This is a genomic window from Streptomyces glaucosporus, from assembly GCF_039533345.1.
Taxonomy (GTDB): domain Bacteria; phylum Actinomycetota; class Actinomycetes; order Streptomycetales; family Streptomycetaceae; genus Streptomyces; species Streptomyces glaucosporus.
In genome coordinates this window covers 17,349-37,266 of the sequence record NZ_BAAATJ010000041.1, presented here as the reverse complement: position 1 = coordinate 37,266, position 19,918 = coordinate 17,349, and the positions used below count along the sequence as shown (strand labels likewise).

Annotated in this window: 20 protein-coding genes and 3 pseudogenes; 14 read left to right on the top strand and 9 right to left on the bottom strand. The window is 73.9% G+C overall.

Annotated features, from left to right (window positions below; translation table 11 throughout):
• Positions 1-69: 69 nt before the first annotated feature.
• The gene (locus ABD358_RS27620) at positions 70-438 is read right to left on the bottom strand and encodes a nuclear transport factor 2 family protein (protein WP_344633891.1); all 369 of its coding nucleotides are present in this window, start codon (positions 436-438) and stop codon (positions 70-72) included.
• A 242-nt stretch (positions 439-680) separates the two neighbouring features.
• Positions 681-1,097: a helix-turn-helix domain-containing protein gene (locus ABD358_RS27615; protein ID WP_344633890.1), complete on the bottom strand. Its 417-nt coding sequence runs from the start codon at positions 1,095-1,097 to the stop codon at positions 681-683.
• Positions 1,098-1,178: 81 nt separating this feature from the next.
• Here ABD358_RS27615 and ABD358_RS27610 point away from each other — a divergent pair, with 81 nt between their 5' ends.
• The 4 genes and pseudogenes from ABD358_RS27610 (at position 1,179) to ABD358_RS27595 (ending at position 5,244) form a co-directional block, all read left to right on the top strand.
• Positions 1,179-1,763 carry a DUF3995 domain-containing protein gene (locus ABD358_RS27610; RefSeq protein WP_344633889.1) on the top strand — a complete coding sequence of 195 codons (585 nt, stop codon included), beginning with the start codon at positions 1,179-1,181 and terminating at the stop codon, positions 1,761-1,763.
• Between the two features lie 87 nt (positions 1,764-1,850).
• Positions 1,851-2,030, top strand: a pseudogene (locus ABD358_RS27605) (hypothetical protein); the annotation flags it as partial.
• A 265-nt stretch (positions 2,031-2,295) separates the two neighbouring features.
• On the top strand, positions 2,296-2,889 hold the full coding sequence (locus tag ABD358_RS27600; RefSeq protein ID WP_344633888.1) for a DinB family protein: 594 nt from the start codon (positions 2,296-2,298) through the stop codon (positions 2,887-2,889).
• Between the two features lie 789 nt (positions 2,890-3,678).
• Entirely contained in the window at positions 3,679-5,244 is a 1,566-nt protein-coding gene (locus ABD358_RS27595; protein ID WP_344633887.1) for a pectate lyase family protein, read from the top strand.
• Between the two features lie 144 nt (positions 5,245-5,388).
• On the opposite strand, the pseudogene ABD358_RS27590 reads toward ABD358_RS27595, so the two are convergent.
• Positions 5,389-6,117, bottom strand: a pseudogene (locus ABD358_RS27590) (FAD-dependent monooxygenase); the annotation flags it as partial.
• A 14-nt stretch (positions 6,118-6,131) separates the two neighbouring features.
• On the opposite strand from ABD358_RS27590, the gene ABD358_RS27585 reads away from it, so the two are divergent.
• From ABD358_RS27585 to ABD358_RS27555, 7 genes are all read left to right on the top strand, one after another.
• A complete protein-coding gene (locus ABD358_RS27585; protein WP_344633886.1) occupies positions 6,132-6,662 on the top strand; it encodes a hydrolase CocE/NonD family protein in 531 nt (176 codons plus the stop codon).
• A 9-nt stretch (positions 6,663-6,671) separates the two neighbouring features.
• Positions 6,672-6,809 carry a hypothetical protein gene (locus ABD358_RS27580; RefSeq protein WP_344633885.1) on the top strand — a complete coding sequence of 46 codons (138 nt, stop codon included), beginning with the start codon at positions 6,672-6,674 and terminating at the stop codon, positions 6,807-6,809.
• Between the two features lie 307 nt (positions 6,810-7,116).
• Positions 7,117-8,016, top strand: a complete 900-nt coding sequence (locus ABD358_RS27575; RefSeq protein ID WP_344633884.1) for a ribokinase — start codon at positions 7,117-7,119, stop codon at positions 8,014-8,016.
• Between the two features lie 419 nt (positions 8,017-8,435).
• Positions 8,436-8,927, top strand: coding sequence for a DUF2975 domain-containing protein (locus ABD358_RS27570; protein WP_344633883.1), 492 nt, complete (start codon positions 8,436-8,438; stop codon positions 8,925-8,927).
• Positions 8,927-9,184 (top strand): helix-turn-helix domain-containing protein, encoded by a 258-nt coding sequence (locus tag ABD358_RS27565; RefSeq protein WP_344633882.1) that lies wholly within the window; start codon positions 8,927-8,929, stop codon positions 9,182-9,184. The genes ABD358_RS27570 and ABD358_RS27565 overlap by 1 nt, the downstream gene beginning before the upstream one ends.
• 239 nt (positions 9,185-9,423) lie before the next feature.
• A complete protein-coding gene (locus ABD358_RS27560; protein ID WP_344633881.1) occupies positions 9,424-10,323 on the top strand; it encodes a MerR family transcriptional regulator in 900 nt (299 codons plus the stop codon).
• A gap of 312 nt (positions 10,324-10,635) precedes the next feature.
• Entirely contained in the window at positions 10,636-11,415 is a 780-nt protein-coding gene (locus tag ABD358_RS27555) for an MmyB family transcriptional regulator (RefSeq protein WP_344633880.1), read from the top strand.
• A 14-nt stretch (positions 11,416-11,429) separates the two neighbouring features.
• Here ABD358_RS27555 and ABD358_RS27550 read toward each other — a convergent pair whose 3' ends face one another.
• The gene (locus ABD358_RS27550; RefSeq protein ID WP_344633879.1) at positions 11,430-12,023 is read right to left on the bottom strand and encodes a hypothetical protein; all 594 of its coding nucleotides are present in this window, start codon (positions 12,021-12,023) and stop codon (positions 11,430-11,432) included.
• A gap of 148 nt (positions 12,024-12,171) precedes the next feature.
• Between ABD358_RS27550 and ABD358_RS27545 the strand changes: the two genes are divergently transcribed.
• Entirely contained in the window at positions 12,172-13,026 is an 855-nt protein-coding gene (locus ABD358_RS27545) for an SCO6745 family protein (RefSeq protein WP_344633878.1), read from the top strand.
• Between the two features lie 342 nt (positions 13,027-13,368).
• Here the strand turns inward: ABD358_RS27545 and ABD358_RS27540 are convergent, their stop codons facing one another.
• Entirely contained in the window at positions 13,369-14,226 is an 858-nt protein-coding gene (locus ABD358_RS27540) for a flavin-containing monooxygenase (protein ID WP_344633877.1), read from the bottom strand.
• Positions 14,227-14,329: 103 nt separating this feature from the next.
• Positions 14,330-14,407 (bottom strand): annotated as a pseudogene (locus tag ABD358_RS27535) (hypothetical protein); the annotation flags it as partial.
• Positions 14,408-15,046: 639 nt separating this feature from the next.
• Between ABD358_RS27535 and ABD358_RS27530 the strand changes: the two are divergent.
• On the top strand, positions 15,047-16,441 hold the full coding sequence (locus tag ABD358_RS27530; RefSeq protein ID WP_344633876.1) for an NAD(P)-binding domain-containing protein: 1,395 nt from the start codon (positions 15,047-15,049) through the stop codon (positions 16,439-16,441).
• 185 nt (positions 16,442-16,626) lie between these two features.
• On the opposite strand, the gene ABD358_RS27525 is transcribed toward ABD358_RS27530, so the two are convergent.
• Positions 16,627-17,103, bottom strand: a complete 477-nt coding sequence (locus ABD358_RS27525) for a GNAT family N-acetyltransferase (RefSeq protein WP_344633892.1) — start codon at positions 17,101-17,103, stop codon at positions 16,627-16,629.
• Between the two features lie 209 nt (positions 17,104-17,312).
• Positions 17,313-17,813: a peptidoglycan-binding domain-containing protein gene (locus ABD358_RS27520; RefSeq protein WP_344633875.1), complete on the bottom strand. Its 501-nt coding sequence runs from the start codon at positions 17,811-17,813 to the stop codon at positions 17,313-17,315.
• A 365-nt stretch (positions 17,814-18,178) separates the two neighbouring features.
• Here ABD358_RS27520 and ABD358_RS27515 point away from each other — a divergent pair, with 365 nt between their 5' ends.
• Positions 18,179-18,583 (top strand): pyridoxamine 5'-phosphate oxidase family protein, encoded by a 405-nt coding sequence (locus ABD358_RS27515; protein WP_344633874.1) that lies wholly within the window; start codon positions 18,179-18,181, stop codon positions 18,581-18,583.
• Between the two features lie 113 nt (positions 18,584-18,696).
• Here ABD358_RS27515 and ABD358_RS27510 read toward each other — a convergent pair whose 3' ends face one another.
• On the bottom strand, positions 18,697-19,593 hold the full coding sequence (locus tag ABD358_RS27510; protein ID WP_344633873.1) for an alpha/beta fold hydrolase: 897 nt from the start codon (positions 19,591-19,593) through the stop codon (positions 18,697-18,699).
• Between the last annotated feature and the right edge of the window lie 325 nt (positions 19,594-19,918).

The following is a 19,918-nucleotide window of genomic DNA, read 5'->3' as shown; positions in this document are numbered from 1 at the left end:
GCCACCGTCCCGCGCCCGCCGCGCCGCCGCCCCGCCGCACGGGGCGGCGGCGCGGCCGGGGCGGCGGCGTCAGGCCCCCGGGGCCCGGTCCAGGAACCCCTGTACGGAGACGATGCGCCCGTCCTCGGCCAGGGTGATGACGTCGAAACCGGCGGCGGGCGAGGAACCGTCGGCGGTGGAGACCAGGTCCCACGTGAAGCGGGCGATGTCGTGGTGGCCGTCGACCTTCCCGGTCGGCCGGAACTCGAAGCCGGGGAACTGCTCGTGCACCGCGGCGATGACGGCCGCGAGCTGCTCGTGGCCGCGCGCCCGGACCAGGGGGTCGGTGTAGGCGCCGTCCTCCGTCCAGGCCCGGGCGACGGCCTCGGCGAGGTCCTCGGGGGCGAGGGTGTTCCAGGCGGCGAAGTAGCGTTCGACGGCGCTCTCGTACACGTTCACGGGCGGTTCCTTCCGCGCGGGGATCGGGCTGCCGCCGCATCGGTGCGGCGACGGGACAACCCTGCGACAGACCGCCCGGCGGGTCGATTACCCCGCGGGTAATCGACCCACCGGGCGGCACCGGCACGGCCGCGGGCCCGCGGGTCCGGCGCCCGGGAACAGGTGGCCGGATCCGGACGCTAACGACTCGGTCCGCGATCGAGGCAGGGGCGTGCCGGCCCGGCGGGTCGGCTGATGGCTGATCAGCAGGCCGCCTGCCGGGCCGGCGCCAGTTCGGTACTCGGCTCCGTCGTTCCGCAGCCGGACACCGGGGCGGTCGGGAGGGCGAAGCCGCGCGCCGCCAGCAGCGGGCGGATCCCGCCGATGGCCCGGGAAACCGTGGAACGGGCGGTGCCGTACAGCGCGGCCGGCGCGGCATGGGGGAGCCCCGTGCGCAGATGCACCAGGGCGACCAGCGCCCGGTCGGTGAAGACCGGGCCGTACTCCGGTCCGGCACCGGCCCCCCGTCGCCGCCCGGCACCACGCCGCTCATCCAGTGCTGACCCGCACCGAGCAAGCCACGGGTCTGCCAACTCCTTGATCAAGTCGCCGAGATTGGTACGGGAGACACCGCAGAAGGCAGGATGGGACAAGGCCGCACGGGCCCGCTTCTTGGTCACACGCGAAGAACCCTTATGACCGGTGTCACGTCATGGCCGAAGTCGCAGCGGGGCGTTGAGGGGCCGGGCAGAATCGCGATCATGAATCTGCGTCCTGATACAGCGAACCGTCCGGCCAGATGGCCTGGGTACGCCGCTGCCGTGTGGGGATTCGCCTTCGCCGTTCCGAGCTTCTACTGGGCGATGGGCGGCCTGACCGGGGCCTCCTCAACGCTTGCGCCGTCGCTGCTCGAGCAGGCCCGGGAGCGGGATCCCGGCTTCATCGCGGTGTTGTGGGCGACGGGCGTGCTCAAAGTCGTCGGCGGACTGTTGGGCCTGGGGCTGGTGCACCGTCACGTCTGGGGACGCGGCATGAACCGCCTCCTGCAACTGATGGCATGGGGCGCGGCGGTTCTGCTCGTCTGGCATGGAGCGGAATTCATCGGACACGGGCTGCTCGTACAGACACACGCAATCGACATCGACCCCGACCTGCAGTCGGTCAACCGCTGGTACACGTATCTGTGGGGACCGTGGTTCGTGGCCGGAGGGGCCGCCCTCGTGCTCGCCGCACGAACCCATTTGAGCGCAGTGGCCGACCGTCGGGACGCCACGATTGCGGGTATGGTCGGCGGCCTCGGCGCGCTGGCGCTGTCCGTCACGATCCTGATAGCAGGAATCGGATAACGCGTCCGGGATGCTCACGGTCCCGCTCGGCCTTCGACCCCCGATGGCCGATCTCCGCTGTCGCGCACCAACTCGTAACCTCGTCCCGTGCCCCGTACGACGCCTCCCCGCCCCGTCGACATCGCCGCCGTCTTCCCGGAGTTGGCGCCGCTGGCGCGTACCGCCGTCCGCCTGCACCCGCGACCGGGCGCGCCGACGGCGGCCGACAATTCCGTGGGCGGGCCGCTGCTGTGGCCGGCGGACGAGCCGTGGCCCACCTGCCCCGAGCACGCGGGTCCCTGGCTGGCCGGCCGCACCCTGCAGGTCTATCTGTGCCCCGAGTCCTTCGACCACCCCCATCGCCAGGTCGTGCAGTAGGCACCGCGCGACGGGCCGGGGGCGGAACGGGGGAGCGGACCGTTTCCGGCGTCACGGGCGGGCAGTCCGCCGGAGCGTCAACCGCCGTGCGGGGGACGGTCATTGCGCGCCGCGGCGAGGCCTCTGGTCCGCCGCGGGCGGTGAACGGAGATCGTGCGGGTGACAGACTCCGCCCATGACCGCACCGGATCCCAAGACCGACCTCCGCTTCTACCTGCAGTCCGCCCGCGACGCCCTGCTGTGGAAACTCGAAGGACTCTCGGAGTACGACATCCGCCGCCCGTCGACACCGACCGGCACCAACCTCCTGGGCCTGGTGAAACACGCGGCCGGGGTGGAACTGGGCTACCTCGGCGACACCTTCGGCCGGCCGTCCGGCGAACCACTGCCCTGGCTCGAGGACGCCGCCGAGACCAACGGGGACATGTGGGCCACCGCCGACGAGTCGCGCCAGTACATCGTGGACCTCTACCGCCGGGCATGGGCGCACGCGGACGCGACGATCGAGGCACTGCCGCTGGACACGGTCGGCAGGGTGCCGTGGTGGCCCGGTGAGAGGAACGAGGTGACGCTGCATCACGCCGTGGTGCGCGTGATCGCCGACACCCACCGGCACGCCGGCCACGCCGACATCATCCGGGAACTCATGGACGGCGCCGTCGGCATGCGCCAGGACAACGACAGCATGCCGCCGGGCGACCGGGCGTGGTGGGAGGAGTACCGGAACCGGCTGGAGCGCGCGGCCCGGGAGGCCGACCGGGGCGCGTGACCCGGACCGGCCCGTGGACGGCCCGGCGCCCGGCCCCCGTTCCGGCGTACCCGGGTTCCGGGCCGTCCACGGGGCCCAGCGCCACACGCACGCGAACGCGGCCCCGGCGGACACGCCGGGCCGCACGTGCGACCGCCCGGGCCCGCTGTGCGACCGGCACCCGGTTCGACTGCCGGCGGGACCGAGGGCGACCGCGGACGGCGACCGCCGAAGGGGGCCGGAAGGGTGTATTCCGCAACTGTACGGAACCTTGCCAGCCCGTCAGATGTCACCCTATCCTCGCCGAGGAAAGCGCTTTCCCGGTTCAGGGGACCGTTCCGGTGAAGGCAGCCGTCGCGGCACCCCACCGTGACCTTGTACGTGAGCCGCTATCGATCCGGCGCTGGGCCCCGCCCGGGGTGCCGCTGCGCCATGGATAGAAAGGGCGTACCCCCCACAACGAAGACGTGCCGCGCTGTCCGTCGCGGTTTCGACGGTGGCGTTCTCCCGTAACAGGCGGCCGATCGCGCCGCCGGTCCCGGCGGTCCCCGCGCCGGTGCCGCCCGGCAGTGCGAACGGTGGCGCGGGCGGGGGAGCGCGGCTGCGGCGCCCCCGCGGCCGGCGTCGAAGACCCCGAACGTCCGCGCCGCGGTGGAAGCGCGGAACCGACCCGCGGCGGGAAGAGCGTCCGCTTCCGGACCGGTCGGCGACCGGCCCGGCGACAGGGCGGCAGTCTTGACAGTCTTATGTCATGCCCATGGCATGAAGAGAAGTGTCCGGCATTCGGCAACGGAAAGAAGGAAGTCGGGAATGAGACGATCGGTCGCACTGCGACTCTCTGCGGGACTGGCCACGATGGCCGTGGCGGTCGGGACCGGTGTGGCGCTGTCGATGCCCGAGGCGTCGGCGGCCCCCAGCGGCGCCACCGGCTACGCGACGCAGAACGGCGGGACCACCGGCGGCGCGGGCGGGCAGACGGTGCGCGCCACCACGGGAACCGCGATCCACCAGGCCCTGTGCAACCGGGCCAGCCGCAGCACCCCGATCATCATCCAGGTCGAGGGGACCATCAACCACGGCAACACCGCCAAGGTGTCGGGCGACAGCTGCAGCACCGCCGCCGGCGTGATCGAGCTCAAGCAGATCAGCAACGTCACGATCGTCGGGGTCGGCAGCGGTGCCGTCTTCGACCAGCTGGGCATCCACATCCGGGACTCCAGCAACATCATCATCCAGAACGTGACCGTGCGGAACGTCAAGAAGTCGGGCTCGCCCACCTCCAACGGCGGTGACGCCATCGGCATGGAGAGCAACGTCCGCAACGTCTGGGTCGACCACGTCACACTGGAGGCGTCGGGCGGCGAGTCGGAGGGGTTCGACGGCCTCTTCGACATGAAGGACAACACCCAGTACGTGACCCTGTCCTACAGCATCCTGCGCAACTCCGGCCGCGGCGGCCTCATCGGCTCCAGCGAGAGCGACACCTCGAACGGCTACGTCACGTTCCACCACAACCGGTACGAGAACATCGACTCCCGTACACCCCTGCTGCGGGGCGGCATCGCCCACATCTACAACAACCACTACGTGAGCCTCAACGAGTCCGGCATCAACTCCCGGGCCGGAGCCCGCGCCAAGGTGGACAACAACTACTTCGAGGACTCCAAGGACGTCCTGGGCACCTTCTACACCGACGCCGCCGGCTACTGGCAGGTCAGTGGCAACATCTTCGACAACGTGACCTGGTCCGAGCCCGGTGGCGACAACAACCCCGCGGGGCCCGACCCGAAGTCCAACACCACCGTCAACATCCCCTACTCCTACAACCCCGACGACGCCGGGTGCGTGCCGGGCATCGTGAGCCAGACCGCGGGAGCCGACAAGGGACTGAAGGTGTCGGACGGCGACTGCTCGCCGCAGACGCCGTCGCCGACGCCCACGGCCACGCCGACCAGCCCCTCGCCGACGCCCACCACCCCCACTCCCACCGCCACGCCGACCCAGCCCGGCGGAACCAACCTCAGCCTCGGAGCCGGTGCCGACGGATCCAGCAAGGCAGACGGGACGAGCTACGGCAACGTGCGGGACGGCAACATGAACACCTACTGGTCGCCGGCCGGCTCGACCGGTGCCGTCTCGATCAAGTGGGGCTCCCCGACCGCGGTCTCCACGATCAACATCCGGGAGGCCGCGGGCTCCGTGGGCAACATCGGGTCCTGGAGGGTCGTCAACGCCGACACCGGCGCCGTCCTGGCCTCCGGCAGCAAGGCGGGCGTCATCTCCTTCCCCCGGACCTCGCTGCGCAAGATCACCTTCGAGATCACCAGCTCGACCGGCACGCCCAGGATCGCCGAGTACGAGACCTACGCCGGATAGCGGTGTGACCCCGCTGCCCGTCCGGGACCGGCGTCCCCGGGCCCTTCGGGCAACGGCAGCACCCCCGGCACCGCCGTGATCACCGCGCGCCGCCGGCCGCACCGGGCGGGGGCCGTCGCATCCGACGGCCCCCGCCCGAAGCCGTCAGGGCCCCGGAGGGCGTGCCGCGCCGGTGCCCGCCCCGGCGGACTCCGCCTCCCGGACCTCCTCGATCCGGGCCGAGGCCGGCGGGATGGGAGTGAACATGGACGGCTCCTCGTCCGGAGTCAGCGCGGTGGGGCCGTAGACCCAGTCGGTGAAGCCGTAGTCGCGGACGTCCCGCGCACGCATGATCGCGTTGCGCCGCAGCCGCTCGGTCCCGTCCAGGTGCCACAGCTCACCCCAGGCGCGCGCCGTGGTCACCACCCGCCGGCAGTGCTCGACGCGGACCGCCTCGTAGGAGACCGGAGCCGCGTCCCAGTCCGGCCGGCCGCCGTTCCCGGCGGACTGCCGGGCGATGCGTCCGTGCACCCACGCCCCGATCGGGTCGCGGTCGAACATGCGCCACCAGCGGTCCCGCCACATCAGCGGAATGCCCCGGCTCACGTTGTCGCAGGTGTCCGCGAAGGCCGCGTCGAGCTCGTCGGGCGTGCCCCAGTCCTCCCGCCCGGCCAGGGCCTTCGGCGACTCGAACACGGCCACCTGATTGAACATCTTTTCGCCCCGCAGCGCGTACTGGACGAAGTGGCAGCGAGGTCCGACGTAGACGGTGACGTTCTTCCCCGTGATGCCGTTCTCCCGCACCCGCTCGATCGGGACGGCCGCCCGGTAGGCGACGCAGTCGGAGCCGACCACGTCGTCGCCGACGAGCTGCTGCCGGGCCACCGGGTGGACGGGTCAAGTCCCGCATGCTCGAGACCCACCCTCCCGAGGAGATCAGGGAGCGCGTCGCCCGGCGGCTGAATGACCCGGACGTGGCCGCCTGGCCGAACCCGGTGCACGTGCTGAACCACCCGAAGAACCACGGGGCCTGGTTGGACATCGTGATGAACGAGCTCGACGGCGAGTGGTACGAGGAGCGCAACCCGATCACGCTCGCTCCCGGCATCGACATCCCCGTCCGGCTCCAGACCGACCAGGGCCGGGGCCGGACGATGGACGGCACCATCGAGCTGTTCAACTCGCTGAAGGGCCCGAAGAAGCTCGACATCGGCCCCTACCCGCCGATGCAGTCGCGCCCCTTCGCCGAGGAGCACGACAAGATGTTCCGCTGGTACGAGTACTGGCTCAAGGGCATCGGCAACGGAGTCATGGACGAGCCGGCGGTGAGCGTCTTCGTCGAGGGATCGCGCGAGGTGGTCACCGGCGCGCAGTGGCCGCCGAAGGAGACCGAGTACACCTCGCTCCACCTCCGCCCGCGCCGCAAGCTCTCCTCCTAGCCCAAGCCCATGGGCGCCGAGTACGCCGCCCCCGGCGGCTTCTACCAGGCGCCGCTCACCGTCACCGACAAGATCTACCGCGACACCGCGCACCCCTCCCGGCTCGTGCTGCCGTTCACGACGCGCACGGCGGGGGAGAGGGAGTGAAGTAGCCGGACCGGGCATCCGGCCCGGCCGGTCGTCGGCTCGGGCGCGTCGCCGGCCGACACGCTCACCCGGCTCCTCTGCGCGCCCGGCGGCACCGCCGCGGCCACCAGTCCGGCCGCGGTGGTGCCCCCGGGCGTCCCCCGGGCCGCAGGCAGGCGGATGACCCGCCGTCGAACGACCGCGTACGCGGACGCCGCCCCCGGCGATCCGCCGCCCGGCGACGGGGTAAGCCCTCATGGGCGGGGCTGCCGGCCACCGACGCGACCGGCCGGACGGCCGGCGCGCCCCGCGCCCCGGAGGGAGACCAGTGATCGCAGTCGTCGGAAGCCTCAACCTGGATCTCGTCGTACCGGTTCCCGGGCATCCGGTGCCCGGCGAGACGGTCCTCGGCGGTGACATCGCCCTGCACCCCGGCGGCAAGGGCGCCAACCAGGCGGTCGCCGCCGCCCGGCTCGGCGGGAACGCCGCCCTCGTCGGCCGGATCGGCGAGGACGGCGCGGCCGGTGTCCTGCTCGACGCCGTCCGGGAGGAGGGCGTGGACACCACCCACATCGCCCGCACCCCGGGCGTGCCGACCGGACGCGCCCTGATCGCCGTCGACCCGGCGGGCGAGAACTCCATCATCGTCAGTCCCGGCGCCAACTCCCGGCTGGGCGCCGCCGACTGCGAAGCCGCCGAGGACCTGCTGCGGAAGGCGGCCGTCACCGTCCTCCAGCAGGAGGTCCCGGACGAGGCCAACCACGCCGCCGCGCGGCTGGCCGGCGGCATCGTGCTCCACAACCCGGCCCCCGCGGTCGCCGGCGCGGTCCCGCCGCCCCATGTCGACCTGCTGGTACCCAACCGCACGGAGCTGGCGGCCCTCTCCGGCAGGCCCGTGCCGGAGACGGTCGAGGACGTCGTCGCCGCGGCCCGCGGGCTGACCTGGGCGGCCGCGGTGACCGTCACGCTCGGCGGGGACGGGGTGCTCCTCCTCGAAGGCGCCTCGCACCTGCACATCCCGGCCTTCCCCGTCCGGCCCGTGGACACCACCGCCGCCGGCGACTCCTTCTGCGGCGCGCTCGCCGTCGCCCTCGCGGAGGGCCGCACCCTGGAGGAGGCCGTCCGCTGGGCCTGCGCTGCCGCGGCGATCAGCACCACACGGGCAGGCGCCCAGCCCTCGCTCGCCCGTCGCGACGAGGTCGAGGCCTTCCTCGCACGGCACCGCTGAGACGCCCCTCCGGCACGGCGCCGGCGAGGCGGAGCTGTCCACGGTTCCGCGAGGACGGGCGCCAGGCGGCGGATGGCGCCGTCGACGTCCGCGGCCGACGGCGCCGCCACATAGCTGATCCGGATGTGGGGAGCACTGCTGTCGGCGGGGTAGCAGCTGTCGCCAGGAGTGAGGGCGACGCCGCCGCCCCGCTCACCGCTGCCGCCGTGCTCGCCTGCATCGCCGTCACACAGCGGGCCAGGGCCTCCTGATCCCGAAGGCGCCCGGGCCTCGCCCCGGTGCGCCGGCGGCAACCCGTGCGGCGTTCCGTGCCGGGGCCTCCCAGAGTCGGTCCGTCGATGCGCTCCCGACGGACCACCCCTTGCCCTGCCTATCGATTCTCGATAGATTCATATCGTTATTCGAGTGGAGGGGTGTCGATGGGAAAACTGACTGTGCTCGCGCTGCGCGCCGTGCTCGCAGCGCTGCTCGCCGGTTCGGTGTTCGTCCAGACGGTGATGGTCGTGCTGCTGGCCACCGATCTGGAGGAGAGCGCCCTCGCGGACAGGGGCACACCGATCCTCGTGATCGTGGTCCTGGGCATCGTGACGGCTCAGACCGTCCTGGTCTGCGTGTGGCGGCTGGTGACGATGGTGCGGCGCGGAACGGTGTTCTCCCACGCCGCCTTCCGGTACGTGCACATCGTGATCGGCGCGTTCACGGCGGCCGCTCTCCTGGTGTTCGCGCTCGGGGTGGTCCTGGCACCGGGCGAGGCCGTGGCCCCCGGCGTCGTGCTCCTGCTGGGCGGGGTCTCCCTGGCGGTCCTCGGCATCGCGCTCGTCGTCCTGGTGCTGCGGATGCTGCTCGCCCAGGCCGTCGCACGCGACGTCGAGGCGGCGCGGATGCGGGCCGAGCTGGCCGAGGTGATCTGATGCCGATCGTCGTCGACATCGACGTGATGCTCGCCAGGCGGAAGATGTCCGTGGGCGAGCTCGCGGACCGCGTGGGGATCACCCCCGCCAACCTGGCGGTGCTCAAGAACGGCCGGGCCAAGGCGGTCCGCTTCACCACGCTCGCCGCGCTCTGCGAAGTGCTCGAGTGCCAGCCGGGGGACCTGCTGCGCTGGGAGCCCGAGCACCCGGCGGACGGGGCGCACCCGGAGAACGCCGGCGACCGGGTGCGCGGCTGAGAGGATCACGGCCGCGCCGCCCCCCGAAGGGCGGCGCGCGCCTCCTCATCGGGGACGGGGACCGGATCCACGGGCCGCGGCCGCCTCCCCGCCCGTGGCGTCCGCCGGGGCGTCCGCGTCGCCGATTCGGCTTCCGGGCGGCCGCTCGGACCGGGCCTCGCGGCGGCCGTGCCGCCGAGCGCAGCCGCCGGGGCGGCGGTGTTGAGTCTCCAGTGGGTGGAAGGTCCAGACTTCCCAGGGTGAACGACGAACCCCTGCTCACCATCGGGCAGCTCGCCGACCGGACGGGTGTGGCCGTCCGCAGCGTCCGCTACTGGTCGGACATCGGTGTGCTCGCCCCGGAACGACGGTCCGCCGGCGGCTACCGCCTGTACGGAGCCGACGCCGTGATGCGTCTCGACCTCATCCGCAGCCTCCGGCAACTGGGCCTGGGCCTGGAAGAAGTGCGCCGCGTCCTGCGCCGTGAGATGACGGTCGCGGAGGTGGCGGCCGGCCACATCGCGGCTGTGGACGCGCAGATCCGCGCGCTCGAGGTGAACCGGGCCGTTCTGTCCGTGATCGTCCAGCGCGGATCCACCACCGAGGAGACAACGCTCGTGAACAAGCTGGCCCGGCTCTCTACCGGCGAACGCCGGAAAATCATCCAGGACTTCATGACAGAGGTGTCCGCAGGACTGGAGGGCGCCCCGGACCTGGCCGAGCGCCTCCGGCGCTCGCCCCTCGAACTGCCCGACGACCCGTCCCCCGAGCAGGTGGACGCCTGGCTCGAACTCGCCGAACTCCTCGGAGACCCGGACTTCCGCACGCGCATGCGGCGGATGCTCGAACTGAGCGCGCCCGGGCGGCCCGGCTCCTCCCTCTGGGGCACCAGACAGGTCGTGCAGGCCGTCGGCGAGGCCCGCGAGAAGGGGGTGGACCCGGCGGGACGCGAAGCCTCGGCGGTGCTGACCCGGCTGTTCCACGACGCGGACAGGGGAGAGGTCCTCACGGCGCTGCGGGCAGGGCTCACCGCGGACGCCCGGCGCTTCCGCCGGCTGCTGTCCACCGTCAGAGGCCACCGGCCGCGCCCGACCCCCCAGGAGGACTACCTCTGGCTGGAGCGGGCGCTGCAGGCGGAACTGGAACGCCGGACGCGGTGAGACCTTCCCGGGCGACGGGGCGGGACCACCGACTCCTCGGGCTGCCTGCCCGCCCACCGCGTCCTCGGTGGAGGAGCGGGTGTCGCCGCTCCTCCACCCGCGGGCACCGGGACCGCGGTGGCAGCCGCCCGGTCCACCGGGCGGCCCACGTCGCGGTGAACCGTTCGGCGGCGCCCCACAGTTCGCGCTCACGCTGCGGGTCGTAGGGCTCCGCCGACGAGCGGGTCGCACGGCCGCGGTCGACGTACGCCCCGGACGGAGCCTCGGTGGCGCCGAGAGGCTGATGCGGCGCCGCACGGAGAGAAGGGGTCCATGGCTTCCTCCCGCTCCGCGTTCGCCGAGCTCCTGCGCGCCTGGCGCGACCGCCTCTCCCCGGCCGACGCCGGCTTCACCGTGACCGGCGGCCGTCGCGCCCCGGGACTGCGCCGCGAGGAACTCGCGCAGCTGGCCGGGCTCTCCAGCTCTCGCGGGACGAACGCGACCGGCTGTACCGCGGCGCCGGTCTCCTGCCGCCCCAGGACGGAACGGTCCCATGTGCCCGCGGGGATCCAGCGGCCGGCCGCCCGCCTGGGCGGCGTCCCGACCGGGGTGTTCACCGCCGACTGGACCCTGGTGTGGTGGAACGCCATGTGGAGCGCCCTGCACGGCGACCCCGCCGCCGTTCCGCCCGCCGGACGGAACCTGGCCCGCGCCCTGTTCGGCGACGGTGCCGCCCGCGCCATGATGCGTCCCGTCCGGCCCGAGCGCGGGCAGGACGCCTTCGAAGCGTCGATCGTCGCCGACCTCAAGGACGCCGTGTCCCGCTGTCCCGGGGACGCCGGGCTCGATCGTCTCGTGAGGGAGCTGAGGGACGCGTCCGACGCCTTCGCCCGTCACCGGGCCGCGCGGACGGCCGCCACCCGGCACACGACCGACCGGAAGACGGTCCGGCACCCGGAGGTCGGCGACATCCTGCTCGACTGCGACATTCTCGTCGTCCCCGACGTGGACCTGCGCATGGTCGCCTACACGGCCGCGACCGGAAGCAGTGATGCGGGCAGGCTGGACCTGCTGCGCGTCACGGGCGGCCGCACCGCCGCCGCGCCCTCCTGACCGCCGCCCTCCCGCTATGCGGTGGCCGGGGCCGGCGGGCGTCGGACGTCCAGGACGACCGCCGTTCCGGCGACGGTCCGGTCCTCGTGCATGGTGATCACGTGGCCGGGCCGGAGGTGCCGCCACCTCGACGGTTCCAGTGGAGCCAGACGCACCGCGGCCCGCCCGCCGGGCTCCAGGCAGGGCGCGAACTCCACCCAGAGGGCGGCGATGTCGAGGCCCGGCCCGCCGTCGGGGGCCCGGTTCCCGATGTTCCACATCGGCCGGAGGACACCGGCTCCCGGCAGGGGGCTCCGCCGGCGGGCCTCGTCGGCAGGCCCGAGAGCGAGGTCGGCCCGGATGATGCCGTGCCGGGTCTCGTAGCAGCGCCAGTGGCACCAGGCCGCGCTCCTGTCCAGTCGCATCTGCTCGGCGGCCCTGGCGAGGTCCTGCCAGAAGCCGAGCGGAAGCGGCTGGGCGTCGCCGAGTTCCTCCAGCAGCTGCAGAGCCACTTCCCACTCGTCGTGGGCGAGGTGCTCCCAGACGTCGTTCACCGTGAGGTCGTTCTCGGTGGCGGCCTCCTCCGGGACCAGCAGCGAAGCCGCTTCCAGCAGCCTGGGGACGTCCATGCCCCGATTCTGGACGACGGCCCGGTCCCTCGGGCCGGAGGTCCACCGCCCGGCTGTCCGCCGGCCGGGGTTTGCCGCCCGGTCCGCCGCGGGCAGCACCGGAGAGGGCGTTTCCCGGACGGGCCGGGGCCCGGCTGGAGGTGGCGGCGTGGAGGACCCCGAGCGGACGGCCCGCGCGCTGTGGGCCCTGATCGAACCGGTGCACGCGGTGACCTACTTCGCCCCGCAGGCCCGGTCCGCGTTCGAGGCGGCCGGGCTGCGCGGCTTCTGGCGGGGGTACTTCGCCGGACGTGCCGCCCCGCTGGGCGCGGTCGGCCCGGGGCCGGTCACCGCCGCGTTCTTCGGCTTCGCCCCGGCCATGGTCGCCCGGGCGGTGCCCGACGTCTGGACCAGGGCGGCGCCCGGCCGCGTGCTGCGGGCCCGGCAGGACGGCGCCGAAGCGGCGCTGGCCCGCCTGCTGGCCGGCCACGAACCCCTGGTGGAGGAGGCCGCCGCCCTCCTGACGCCCGTGGCCGGGGAACTGGACTGCGCCGGCCGGGTGCTGGCCGCCGCCAACCAGGACCTCCCCCCGCCGCGGAGCGCGGCCGGCCGGCTGTGGCACGCGGCGACCGTCCTGCGCGAGCACCGCGGCGACGGCCACGTCGCGGCCTGGGTCGCGGCCGGGCTGGACGGCTGCGAGACTCTGGTGCTGCGGTCGGGCATCGACCTGCCGCGCACCGCGCTCCAGCCCAACCGCGGGTGGAGCGACCACCAGTGGCAGGCCGCCCGGGACCGGCTGGTCGCCCGCGGCCGGCTCGCCTCCGACGGCACGGCCACCCCCGCCGGACGCCGGATCCACCGCCGGGTGGAGGAGGCCACCGACCGGGCCGCCGCACGCCCCTGGCAGACCCTGGACCCCGCCGCGGCCGACCGGCTGCACCGACTGCTCGCCCCCCTGGCCCGTGCCTGCGCCGCCGCGCTGCCCTTCCCCAACCCGATCGGGCTTCCGCGCCCGGCCGGGTGAGCCCCCGTCCCCTCCACCGCCCCGCCCGCGCAACCGCCTCACCGGCTCGGGAGGCCGCCGGCCGGCCCGCCGGCGCAGACCGCACGGCCACGGAAACCAGCTCTGCGCTTCCGGGCGGCGGCCCGTGCGGGGCCCGCTGCCGCGTGACCGTCGGAGAGCGAGGACGCCCCGGGGCGGCGACTCCCTCGTCCACCGTCACGGCCTGCGTGGACACCGGTCGGCACGTCCGTGAGGAGGACCCCGTCCAGCGGTCCCTGCCCGGTTTCCGCGCGCCACCACCGTCCCGGCCGTACCCGGCGTCCTCCGGTGACCGGCGGTCCTCCCGGCCCTGCGGCGTGTTCCTCAGGGGCGGCGGCGCAGCCGGGACAGGACGTGGGCGGCGTCGCGGCCGACCCCGCGCAGGGACTTGGAGGAGAAGCCGCGCTGGAATTCCAGCCCGACGAAGCCGAGCCCGGGTGTGGTGGTGGCGAGACCGCCGCGGTGGACGGGCCGGCCGTGCCCGTCCAGGGCGCCGCTGCCGGCCAGGTAGGGGAAGGCGGGCCGGTAGCCGGTGGCCAGGAGGATGGTGTCGACGTCTTCCTTCGTGCCGTCGGCCCACACCACGCCCTCCGCGGTGAGGCGGGTGAACATCTCCCGCCGGTCCACGCCGTGCCCGTCCAGGGCGGCACGCCAGCGGCCGTCGTCGAGCACCGACACCGGCAGCCGGTGCAGCCACCGGCCCAGCGGGGCGACGTCGAGGCCGGTGCGGACCAGCCACCAGTGCAGGTCCTTGCCGAGCGGGCGCCGGGGCGTCCAGCAGACGGGACGGCGGGTGGCCAGGGTGACGTCGGCGACGGGGCCGAGTTCGGCGGCGATCTGAACCGCGGAGTTGCCGCCGCCGGCCACCACGACCCGCTGCCCGGCGAAGGGCTCGGGAGTGCGGTAGTCGGCGGCGTGCAGGATACGGCCGCCGCACTCCGCACGGCCGGGCAGCTCCGGCACGTACGGGGTGCCGTAGTCGCCGGTCGCCGCCACCAGCGCCCGCGCGGTGAACTCCCGGCCGTCTCCGGCCCGCACCACCCAGGTGCCCTGCTCGCGGACGGCGGCGGTGACGGTGGTGGCGGTGCGGATCTCGGCGTCCAGGCGGGCGGCGTAGGCGCGCAGGTAGGCCACCACCTCGTCCCGGGCCGGATACCGGTCCGGGTCGCCGGGGAAGCGCATCCCGGGCAGCGCGGAGTACCGGGCGGGGGAGAAGAGGGTGAGGCTCGTAGTAGCGCGGCCAGGCCCCGCCCGCCTGATCGGCGGCCTCCAGCACCAGGGTGCGGGTGAAGCCGTGGCGTGGTGCGAGGGCCGCGGTGGCCAGGCCGGACTGGCCGGCGCCGATGACGATCAGATCGTTCATACGACCCTGGACTCTCCGTTGATCCGTTCTTCCGGGGGGAAGCCGAAGCGCCGGACGGGTGGCGGTGGGCAGCGGCGGGGGACGGTGCGCAGCGGGCGCGGCGGCCGACTTCTCCAAGACCCTGCGCGAGCGAGACCCGGCAGGCGGTGCTGCGGCGGTCCGCCGGGGGCGCCGCGCCGGCCGCGGGCGAGATCACCCGGGGGCCGCACCGTTCGGAGGTGAGCAGTCCGGTCTTCCCCGGCTTCCCCGGAGGGCGGGGAACCGCCGGCCGGGACACCGGCTCCGGATGTGTCGCACACGCACACCTCCGGCGCCGGTGGGGGGCGGCTCCGGCGAACAGCCTCAGCCGCACCGGACCGGACCGGACAGCGTCTCGAACGTCCCGGCCGTCCCCTCCGCCTCCGTCCGCGACAGCCCGGCGGAGGCGAGCGGCGGGCTGTCGCGGCACCACGCTTCCGGGCGCGGACGGTTCCGCAGCCCCTGACTTCGACATGTGTCTATGTTGACAGTTGTCGAATCAGGTGACAAGGTGAGCTGTATCGACAGAGATCAAATCAAGGGGTCGTGGCGGCCACCCGGAGCCGCGTCCACCTCCCCGCCCGTCCCGTCCCGCCACCGCCCGCAGGAGAACAGAAAGCCATGAGCACCCAGCAGCTCCCGGTCGCCGTGATCGGCGCCGGTCCCGTCGGCCTGGCCGCCGCCGCCCACCTGACCGACCGCGGCCTGGAGCCCCTGGTCCTGGAGACCGGCCCGGCCGCCGGTACCGCCGTGCGCGAGTGGTCCCACGTCAGGCTGTTCTCCACCTGGGGCGAGGTCGTCGACCCGGCAGCCGAGAAGCTCCTCGCACCGACCGGCTGGACCCGGCCCGACCCGGCCACCCACCCCTCCGGCGCCGACTGGGCCGAGCACTACCTCCAGCCGCTGGCGGACGCCCTCGGCGAGCGCGTCCGCTACGGCGCCACCGTCACCGGCGTCTCCCGGACGGGCCGCGACCGCGTCGTCGACGCCGGCCGCACCGCCCAGCCCTTCACCGTCCACGTGCGGTACGCCGACGGCCACGAGGAACGCGTCCTGGCGCGCGCGGTGATCGACGCCTCCGGTACCTGGACCACCCCCGGCCCGGCCGGCGGCGACGGCCTGCCCGCCCTCGGCGAGCGCGCGGCCGCCGACCGCACCGTCTACCGCGTCCCCGACCTGACGGACCCGGGGGTCCGCGCCCGCTACGCGGGCAGGCGCACCGCCGTCATCGGCTCCGGGGCCTCCGCCTTCACCGCCCTGGCCTCCCTGGCCGGCCTGGCCCGATCCGACGACGGAGCCGGCACGAAGGCGGTGTGGATCCTGCGCCGAGGCATCTCCGGCTCCACCTTCGGCGGCGGAGAAGCCGACCGGCTCCCCGCCCGGGGCGCGCTCGGGCTCGCGGCGAAAGCCGCCGTCGACGCCGGACACGCGGAGGCGGTCACCGGGTTCCGCACCGAGGCCGTGGAGCGCGCCGACGACGGACGGCTGGTGCTGGCCGGCGAGGACGGACGGCGGCTGGAACCGGTGGACGAGGTGATCGTGCTCACCGGATTCCGCCCCGACCTGTCCTTCCTCTCCGAGATCCGGCTGGGCTTGGACGAGCGCCTCCAGGCCCCGGTGGAACTCGCGCCGCTGATCGACCCCAACGTCCACTCCTGCGGCACCGTCCGCCCGCACGGCCACCGTGAGCTGTCCCACCCCGAGCCCGGGATCCACCTGGTGGGCATGAAGTCCTACGGCCGCGCCCCGACGTTCCTGGCCATGACCGGCTACGAGCAGGTCCGCTCCGTCGCCGCCGCCCTGGCCGGCGACACCGAGGCCGCCGACCGGGTGGAGCTGACCCTGCCCGAGACCGGAGTGTGCGGCGGCAGCGGCCTGTACGACGCCCCCGAAACGGCCGAAGGTGACGGGGGCTGCTGCGCGGCGCCCGAGCCGCAGCTCGTCCGACTCGGCGTCGAAACCCCGGACGCCACACCGGGCCGGGAGGCCCCGGCGGGCGGCTGCTGCGGCGCGTGACCGGCACCCGGACCCGCGGGGCCGCGACCGGACCGGGGGACCGGCCGCGGCCCCGCGCTGCCCTCCCGCCCGCCGCGTCATGCGGATCACCGGCCGGGGAACCGCCCCTACACCCCTGAACCCCGGGAGCGCTCCGCCACCGGCCGACCGGCATGCGCCGTACCGACGGGCGGCCCCGCCCCCCGTCAGCCGACCACCGGGCTGCGGCGCTCGACGAGCAGCACATCGCGCCACACCCCGTGCAGCCGGGCCACCCGCTCGCGTACCCCGATCACCCGGAACCCGGCGCGTTCGTGCAGCGCCAGACTGGCGGTGTTCTCCGGGAAGACGCCCGCCTGGACCGTCCAGATCCCCGCCCGCTCCGTCGAGGCGACGAGGGCGTCCAGCAGGGCACGGGCAACGCCCCGGCCGCGGGCGTCCGGGTGGACGTACACGGAGTGCTCCACCACCCCGGCGTAGGCGGGACGGGAAGAAACCGGCGAGACGGCGATCCACCCGAGCACCTTCCCGCTGCCACCTGCCAGGGCAACCATTCGGTGCGCGGGAAGCCTCGCCTTGTCGAACGCCTCCCAGGACGGGACGGCGGTCTCGAAGGTCGCATTGCCCTCCGCGATCCCCGCCCGGTAGACGGCCAGGACCTCGTCCGCGTGCTCGCCGCCCATCGGAGCGAGTGTGAAAGCGATCGGCACGCCTCTTCCTTCCCTGGTCGCCGTCGACGGCGGGGCACGGGTCCGTGCGACCGATTGTGCCCGCACACTCCTCCGCAGCGGCACCGGGGCGCACGGCCGACCCGGTCGGCGCGTGCCGGGCCCGTGTCCCGAGCCGCGGCACGCGCCGGCCGTCCGCCGCGGAGAGCCGCGGGCCGACGGCGTCAGCTGCAGGTCCGGTAGTCGTAGCCCGCCTTCCGGTGGACGCCGTCGTCGTAGAACCCGTACCGGCCGCTGTCGTCGACGGTGATCGAGATCTCATGGGAACTGCCGGTGTACCGCGTCCTGCTCCCGTCCCACCAGAGGCCCCAGGCCGCCGCCATCGAGAAGGTGGTCGGACCGACCACTCCGTCGGCTCCCGCGCCGCGCCACCGCTGCCACCGTACGGTCGCCTCCCTGGTCTTCGGGCCGAAGACACCGTCGATGTCGGAGTTCTCCAGGAAACCGTCGGCCCACAGGATCTTCTGCCACAGACAGGTGGCGTTGGAGGACGCGTGCCGGCCGGTCGACAGCAGACCCTCGTCGTCCCAGCCGGAGGCGGTGTGGACATAGGCCCGGCCGCTGTAGTCGCCGCTCGCCGCGGCCGGAGTCGTGCTCAGGCCCAGCACGGCGGCGGCCAGCATCCCCACCGTGCAGGCGGCCGTCTCGAACCGTTTGAGAACCACGGATCTCTCCCTCCGTCCGCGCATGTCCGCGCGCTCGTCACTCGATGGGCCGTCCAGTCGGGGAATGTGCGGGGTCGCCCCCCACGCGTCCTCGCCCCGGGCAGGAAGCCCCGGCACGATGCGCACGGTCTTCCGCCCCCTTGCCACGGACCCCGCTCACATGCTCCCGCCCGGCTTGGGCCGTGTCGTTGGCAGTCGGCGCACTGCTGTTGGCACACGGCGCACGGTGCGGTTGCGGAGGCTGGACCTGGTGCCGCCGGGGGACTGAGCGCAGGGCGCGGGTTGTGACGGGGGCGCAGGGCTTACGCCGATGGTCCGACGTGCCGCCCGATGTGCTTCGGCACGCCTGCCGGTCGGATGGCGGGATGAGTGATTTCGCCGATGAGCCGGGGCCGGCCGTCCGCCGGCGCCTGGCCGAGGAGCGGAACGTCTGGCTGTGCACCGTGCGCCCGGACGGCTCTGCCCACGTCACGCCCGTCTGGTTCGTCTACCGGGGCTCCCGGTGGTGGATCGGTTCGGATCACCGCTCCGTCAAGGTCGGGAACATCCGCGAGGAGCCCCGTGTGTCGCTGGCTCTGGAGGACGGTCGGTTCCCGGTCGTCGCCGAGGGATGCGCGTCGCTGATCCATGACGGGTTTCCCCGCGAGGTCGTGGCGGAGTTCGAGCGGAAGTACGGGTGGGACGTGTCCGCTCCCACAGGTCCCGGAAGCAAGCGGGTGCTGCTGGAAGTGCGGGTGCGTCGGTGGCTGCTGGCCGGCACTGCCCAGTGATGGCGGCGGGCACGACGACCGTCGGCGTCGTGGCAGTGCCGGGCGCGTACGGGTCCGGGTGTGGGCGGACGGGTGCTGTCACCGAGGCCCGCCCCTGTGGCCGGGGCGGGTGGTCAGGCCCGGAGGCGGTCGAGGAAGCCGGCGACGAGCGGGGCGATGTCGGGGAGGTGGTCCTCCAGGGCGAAGTGGCCGGTGGGGAAGAGGTGGAGCTCCGCCTCGGGCACGTCGCGCAGGTAGGCGCGGGCACCGGCTTCGGTGAAGAAGGGGTCGCCGGTGCCCCAGGTGACGAGGGTGGGCGGGCGGTGCTCGCGCAGCCAGGCCTGCCAGTCGGGGTAGGCGGCGATGTTGTTCTTGTAGTCGTAGGCGAGGGCGAGCTGGGCCTGCTTGCGACCGGGCTGGTCCAGGAAGTGCTGGTCGAGCAGCCATCCTTCCGGTGCGATCAGCGCGGGGTCGGCGGTACCGCCCTCGTACTGGGCACGGGTGGCGGCGAGGGTGAACAGGCCCAGGATGGTGGACTCGGCGTCAGGGTCGTCGGGGGTGAGCGCGGTGAAGTCGCGGGCGGCGTCGGACAGGCCCTCGGCGTAGGCGTTGCCGTTCTGCACGACCAGGCCGGTCACCCGCTCGGGGTGGCGCAGGGCCAGACGGAAGCCCACCGGGGCGCCGAAGTCGAAGAGGTACATCGCGTACCGGGTCAGTCCGAGCCGTTCGGTGAAGCCCTGGACTATGTCGGCCAGGTGCTCGAAGGAGTAGGTGAAGCCGTCGGGGACACGGGTGTGCCCGAAGCCGGGGTAGTCGGGCGCGATCAGCCGGTAGTGCCTGCCCAGGCTGTCGATCAGACGCCTGAACTGGTGCGAGGCGGAGGGGAAACCGTGCAGGAGCAGCAGGACGGGGGCGTCGGGGCGCTCCGGCAGTGACTCCCGGTAGAAGACCTCCACACCGTCGACCTCGACGAAGCGGTGGGCTGCGCGGGCCGGGACCGAGACACGGGGAAGAGCTGCGGAAACCGCCATTTCGCATACCTCCAGGGTGAGTTGACGAGTGAGATCCAACCTCGAAAGTTCTAATGCGTCAACTAGGTTGCTTACCATTAGATGTGTGACGGTGGGCAGTTGATCGGCGAGCCCTGGGGCCCGGACCCCGTCAACGCTCGTCCGGCGGGCGCCGACGGCCGAACCGGCCCGCCCGACACGCCTGACCGGCCGGCTCCGCACCGCGGAGGGCGGTGCTCCGGCGCCGGTTGAAGGGACGCCGGGGTGTCGATGCCGGGCCGGGATCCCCACGGATTCCGACAGCGGTCCGGCGTCATGGAGGGCTGAGCCCCGCGCGGTCGGCGCA

Bases quoted from the DNA above. Each gene is read 5' to 3' on its own strand.
- ABD358_RS27515 (WP_344633874.1), top strand. From the start codon at position 18,179: ATGAGTGATTTCGCCGATGAGCCGGGGCCGGCCGTCCGCCGGCGCCTG.
- ABD358_RS27510 (WP_344633873.1), bottom strand. From the start codon at position 19,593: ATGGCGGTTTCCGCAGCTCTTCCCCGTGTCTCGGTCCCGGCCCGCGCA.
- ABD358_RS27525 (WP_344633892.1), bottom strand. From the start codon at position 17,103: ATGGGCGGCGAGCACGCGGACGAGGTCCTGGCCGTCTACCGGGCGGGG.
- ABD358_RS27550 (WP_344633879.1), bottom strand. From the start codon at position 12,023: ATGGACGTCCCCAGGCTGCTGGAAGCGGCTTCGCTGCTGGTCCCGGAG.
- ABD358_RS27565 (WP_344633882.1), top strand. From the start codon at position 8,927: ATGCCGATCGTCGTCGACATCGACGTGATGCTCGCCAGGCGGAAGATG.
- ABD358_RS27610 (WP_344633889.1), top strand. From the start codon at position 1,179: ATGAATCTGCGTCCTGATACAGCGAACCGTCCGGCCAGATGGCCTGGG.
- ABD358_RS27570 (WP_344633883.1), top strand. From the start codon at position 8,436: ATGGGAAAACTGACTGTGCTCGCGCTGCGCGCCGTGCTCGCAGCGCTG.
- ABD358_RS27530 (WP_344633876.1), top strand. From the start codon at position 15,047: ATGAGCACCCAGCAGCTCCCGGTCGCCGTGATCGGCGCCGGTCCCGTC.
- ABD358_RS27540 (WP_344633877.1), bottom strand. From the start codon at position 14,226: ATGCGCTTCCCCGGCGACCCGGACCGGTATCCGGCCCGGGACGAGGTG.
- ABD358_RS27600 (WP_344633888.1), top strand. From the start codon at position 2,296: ATGACCGCACCGGATCCCAAGACCGACCTCCGCTTCTACCTGCAGTCC.
- ABD358_RS27555 (WP_344633880.1), top strand. From the start codon at position 10,636: ATGGCTTCCTCCCGCTCCGCGTTCGCCGAGCTCCTGCGCGCCTGGCGC.
- ABD358_RS27585 (WP_344633886.1), top strand. From the start codon at position 6,132: ATGCTCGAGACCCACCCTCCCGAGGAGATCAGGGAGCGCGTCGCCCGG.
- ABD358_RS27580 (WP_344633885.1), top strand. From the start codon at position 6,672: ATGGGCGCCGAGTACGCCGCCCCCGGCGGCTTCTACCAGGCGCCGCTC.
- ABD358_RS27595 (WP_344633887.1), top strand. From the start codon at position 3,679: ATGAGACGATCGGTCGCACTGCGACTCTCTGCGGGACTGGCCACGATG.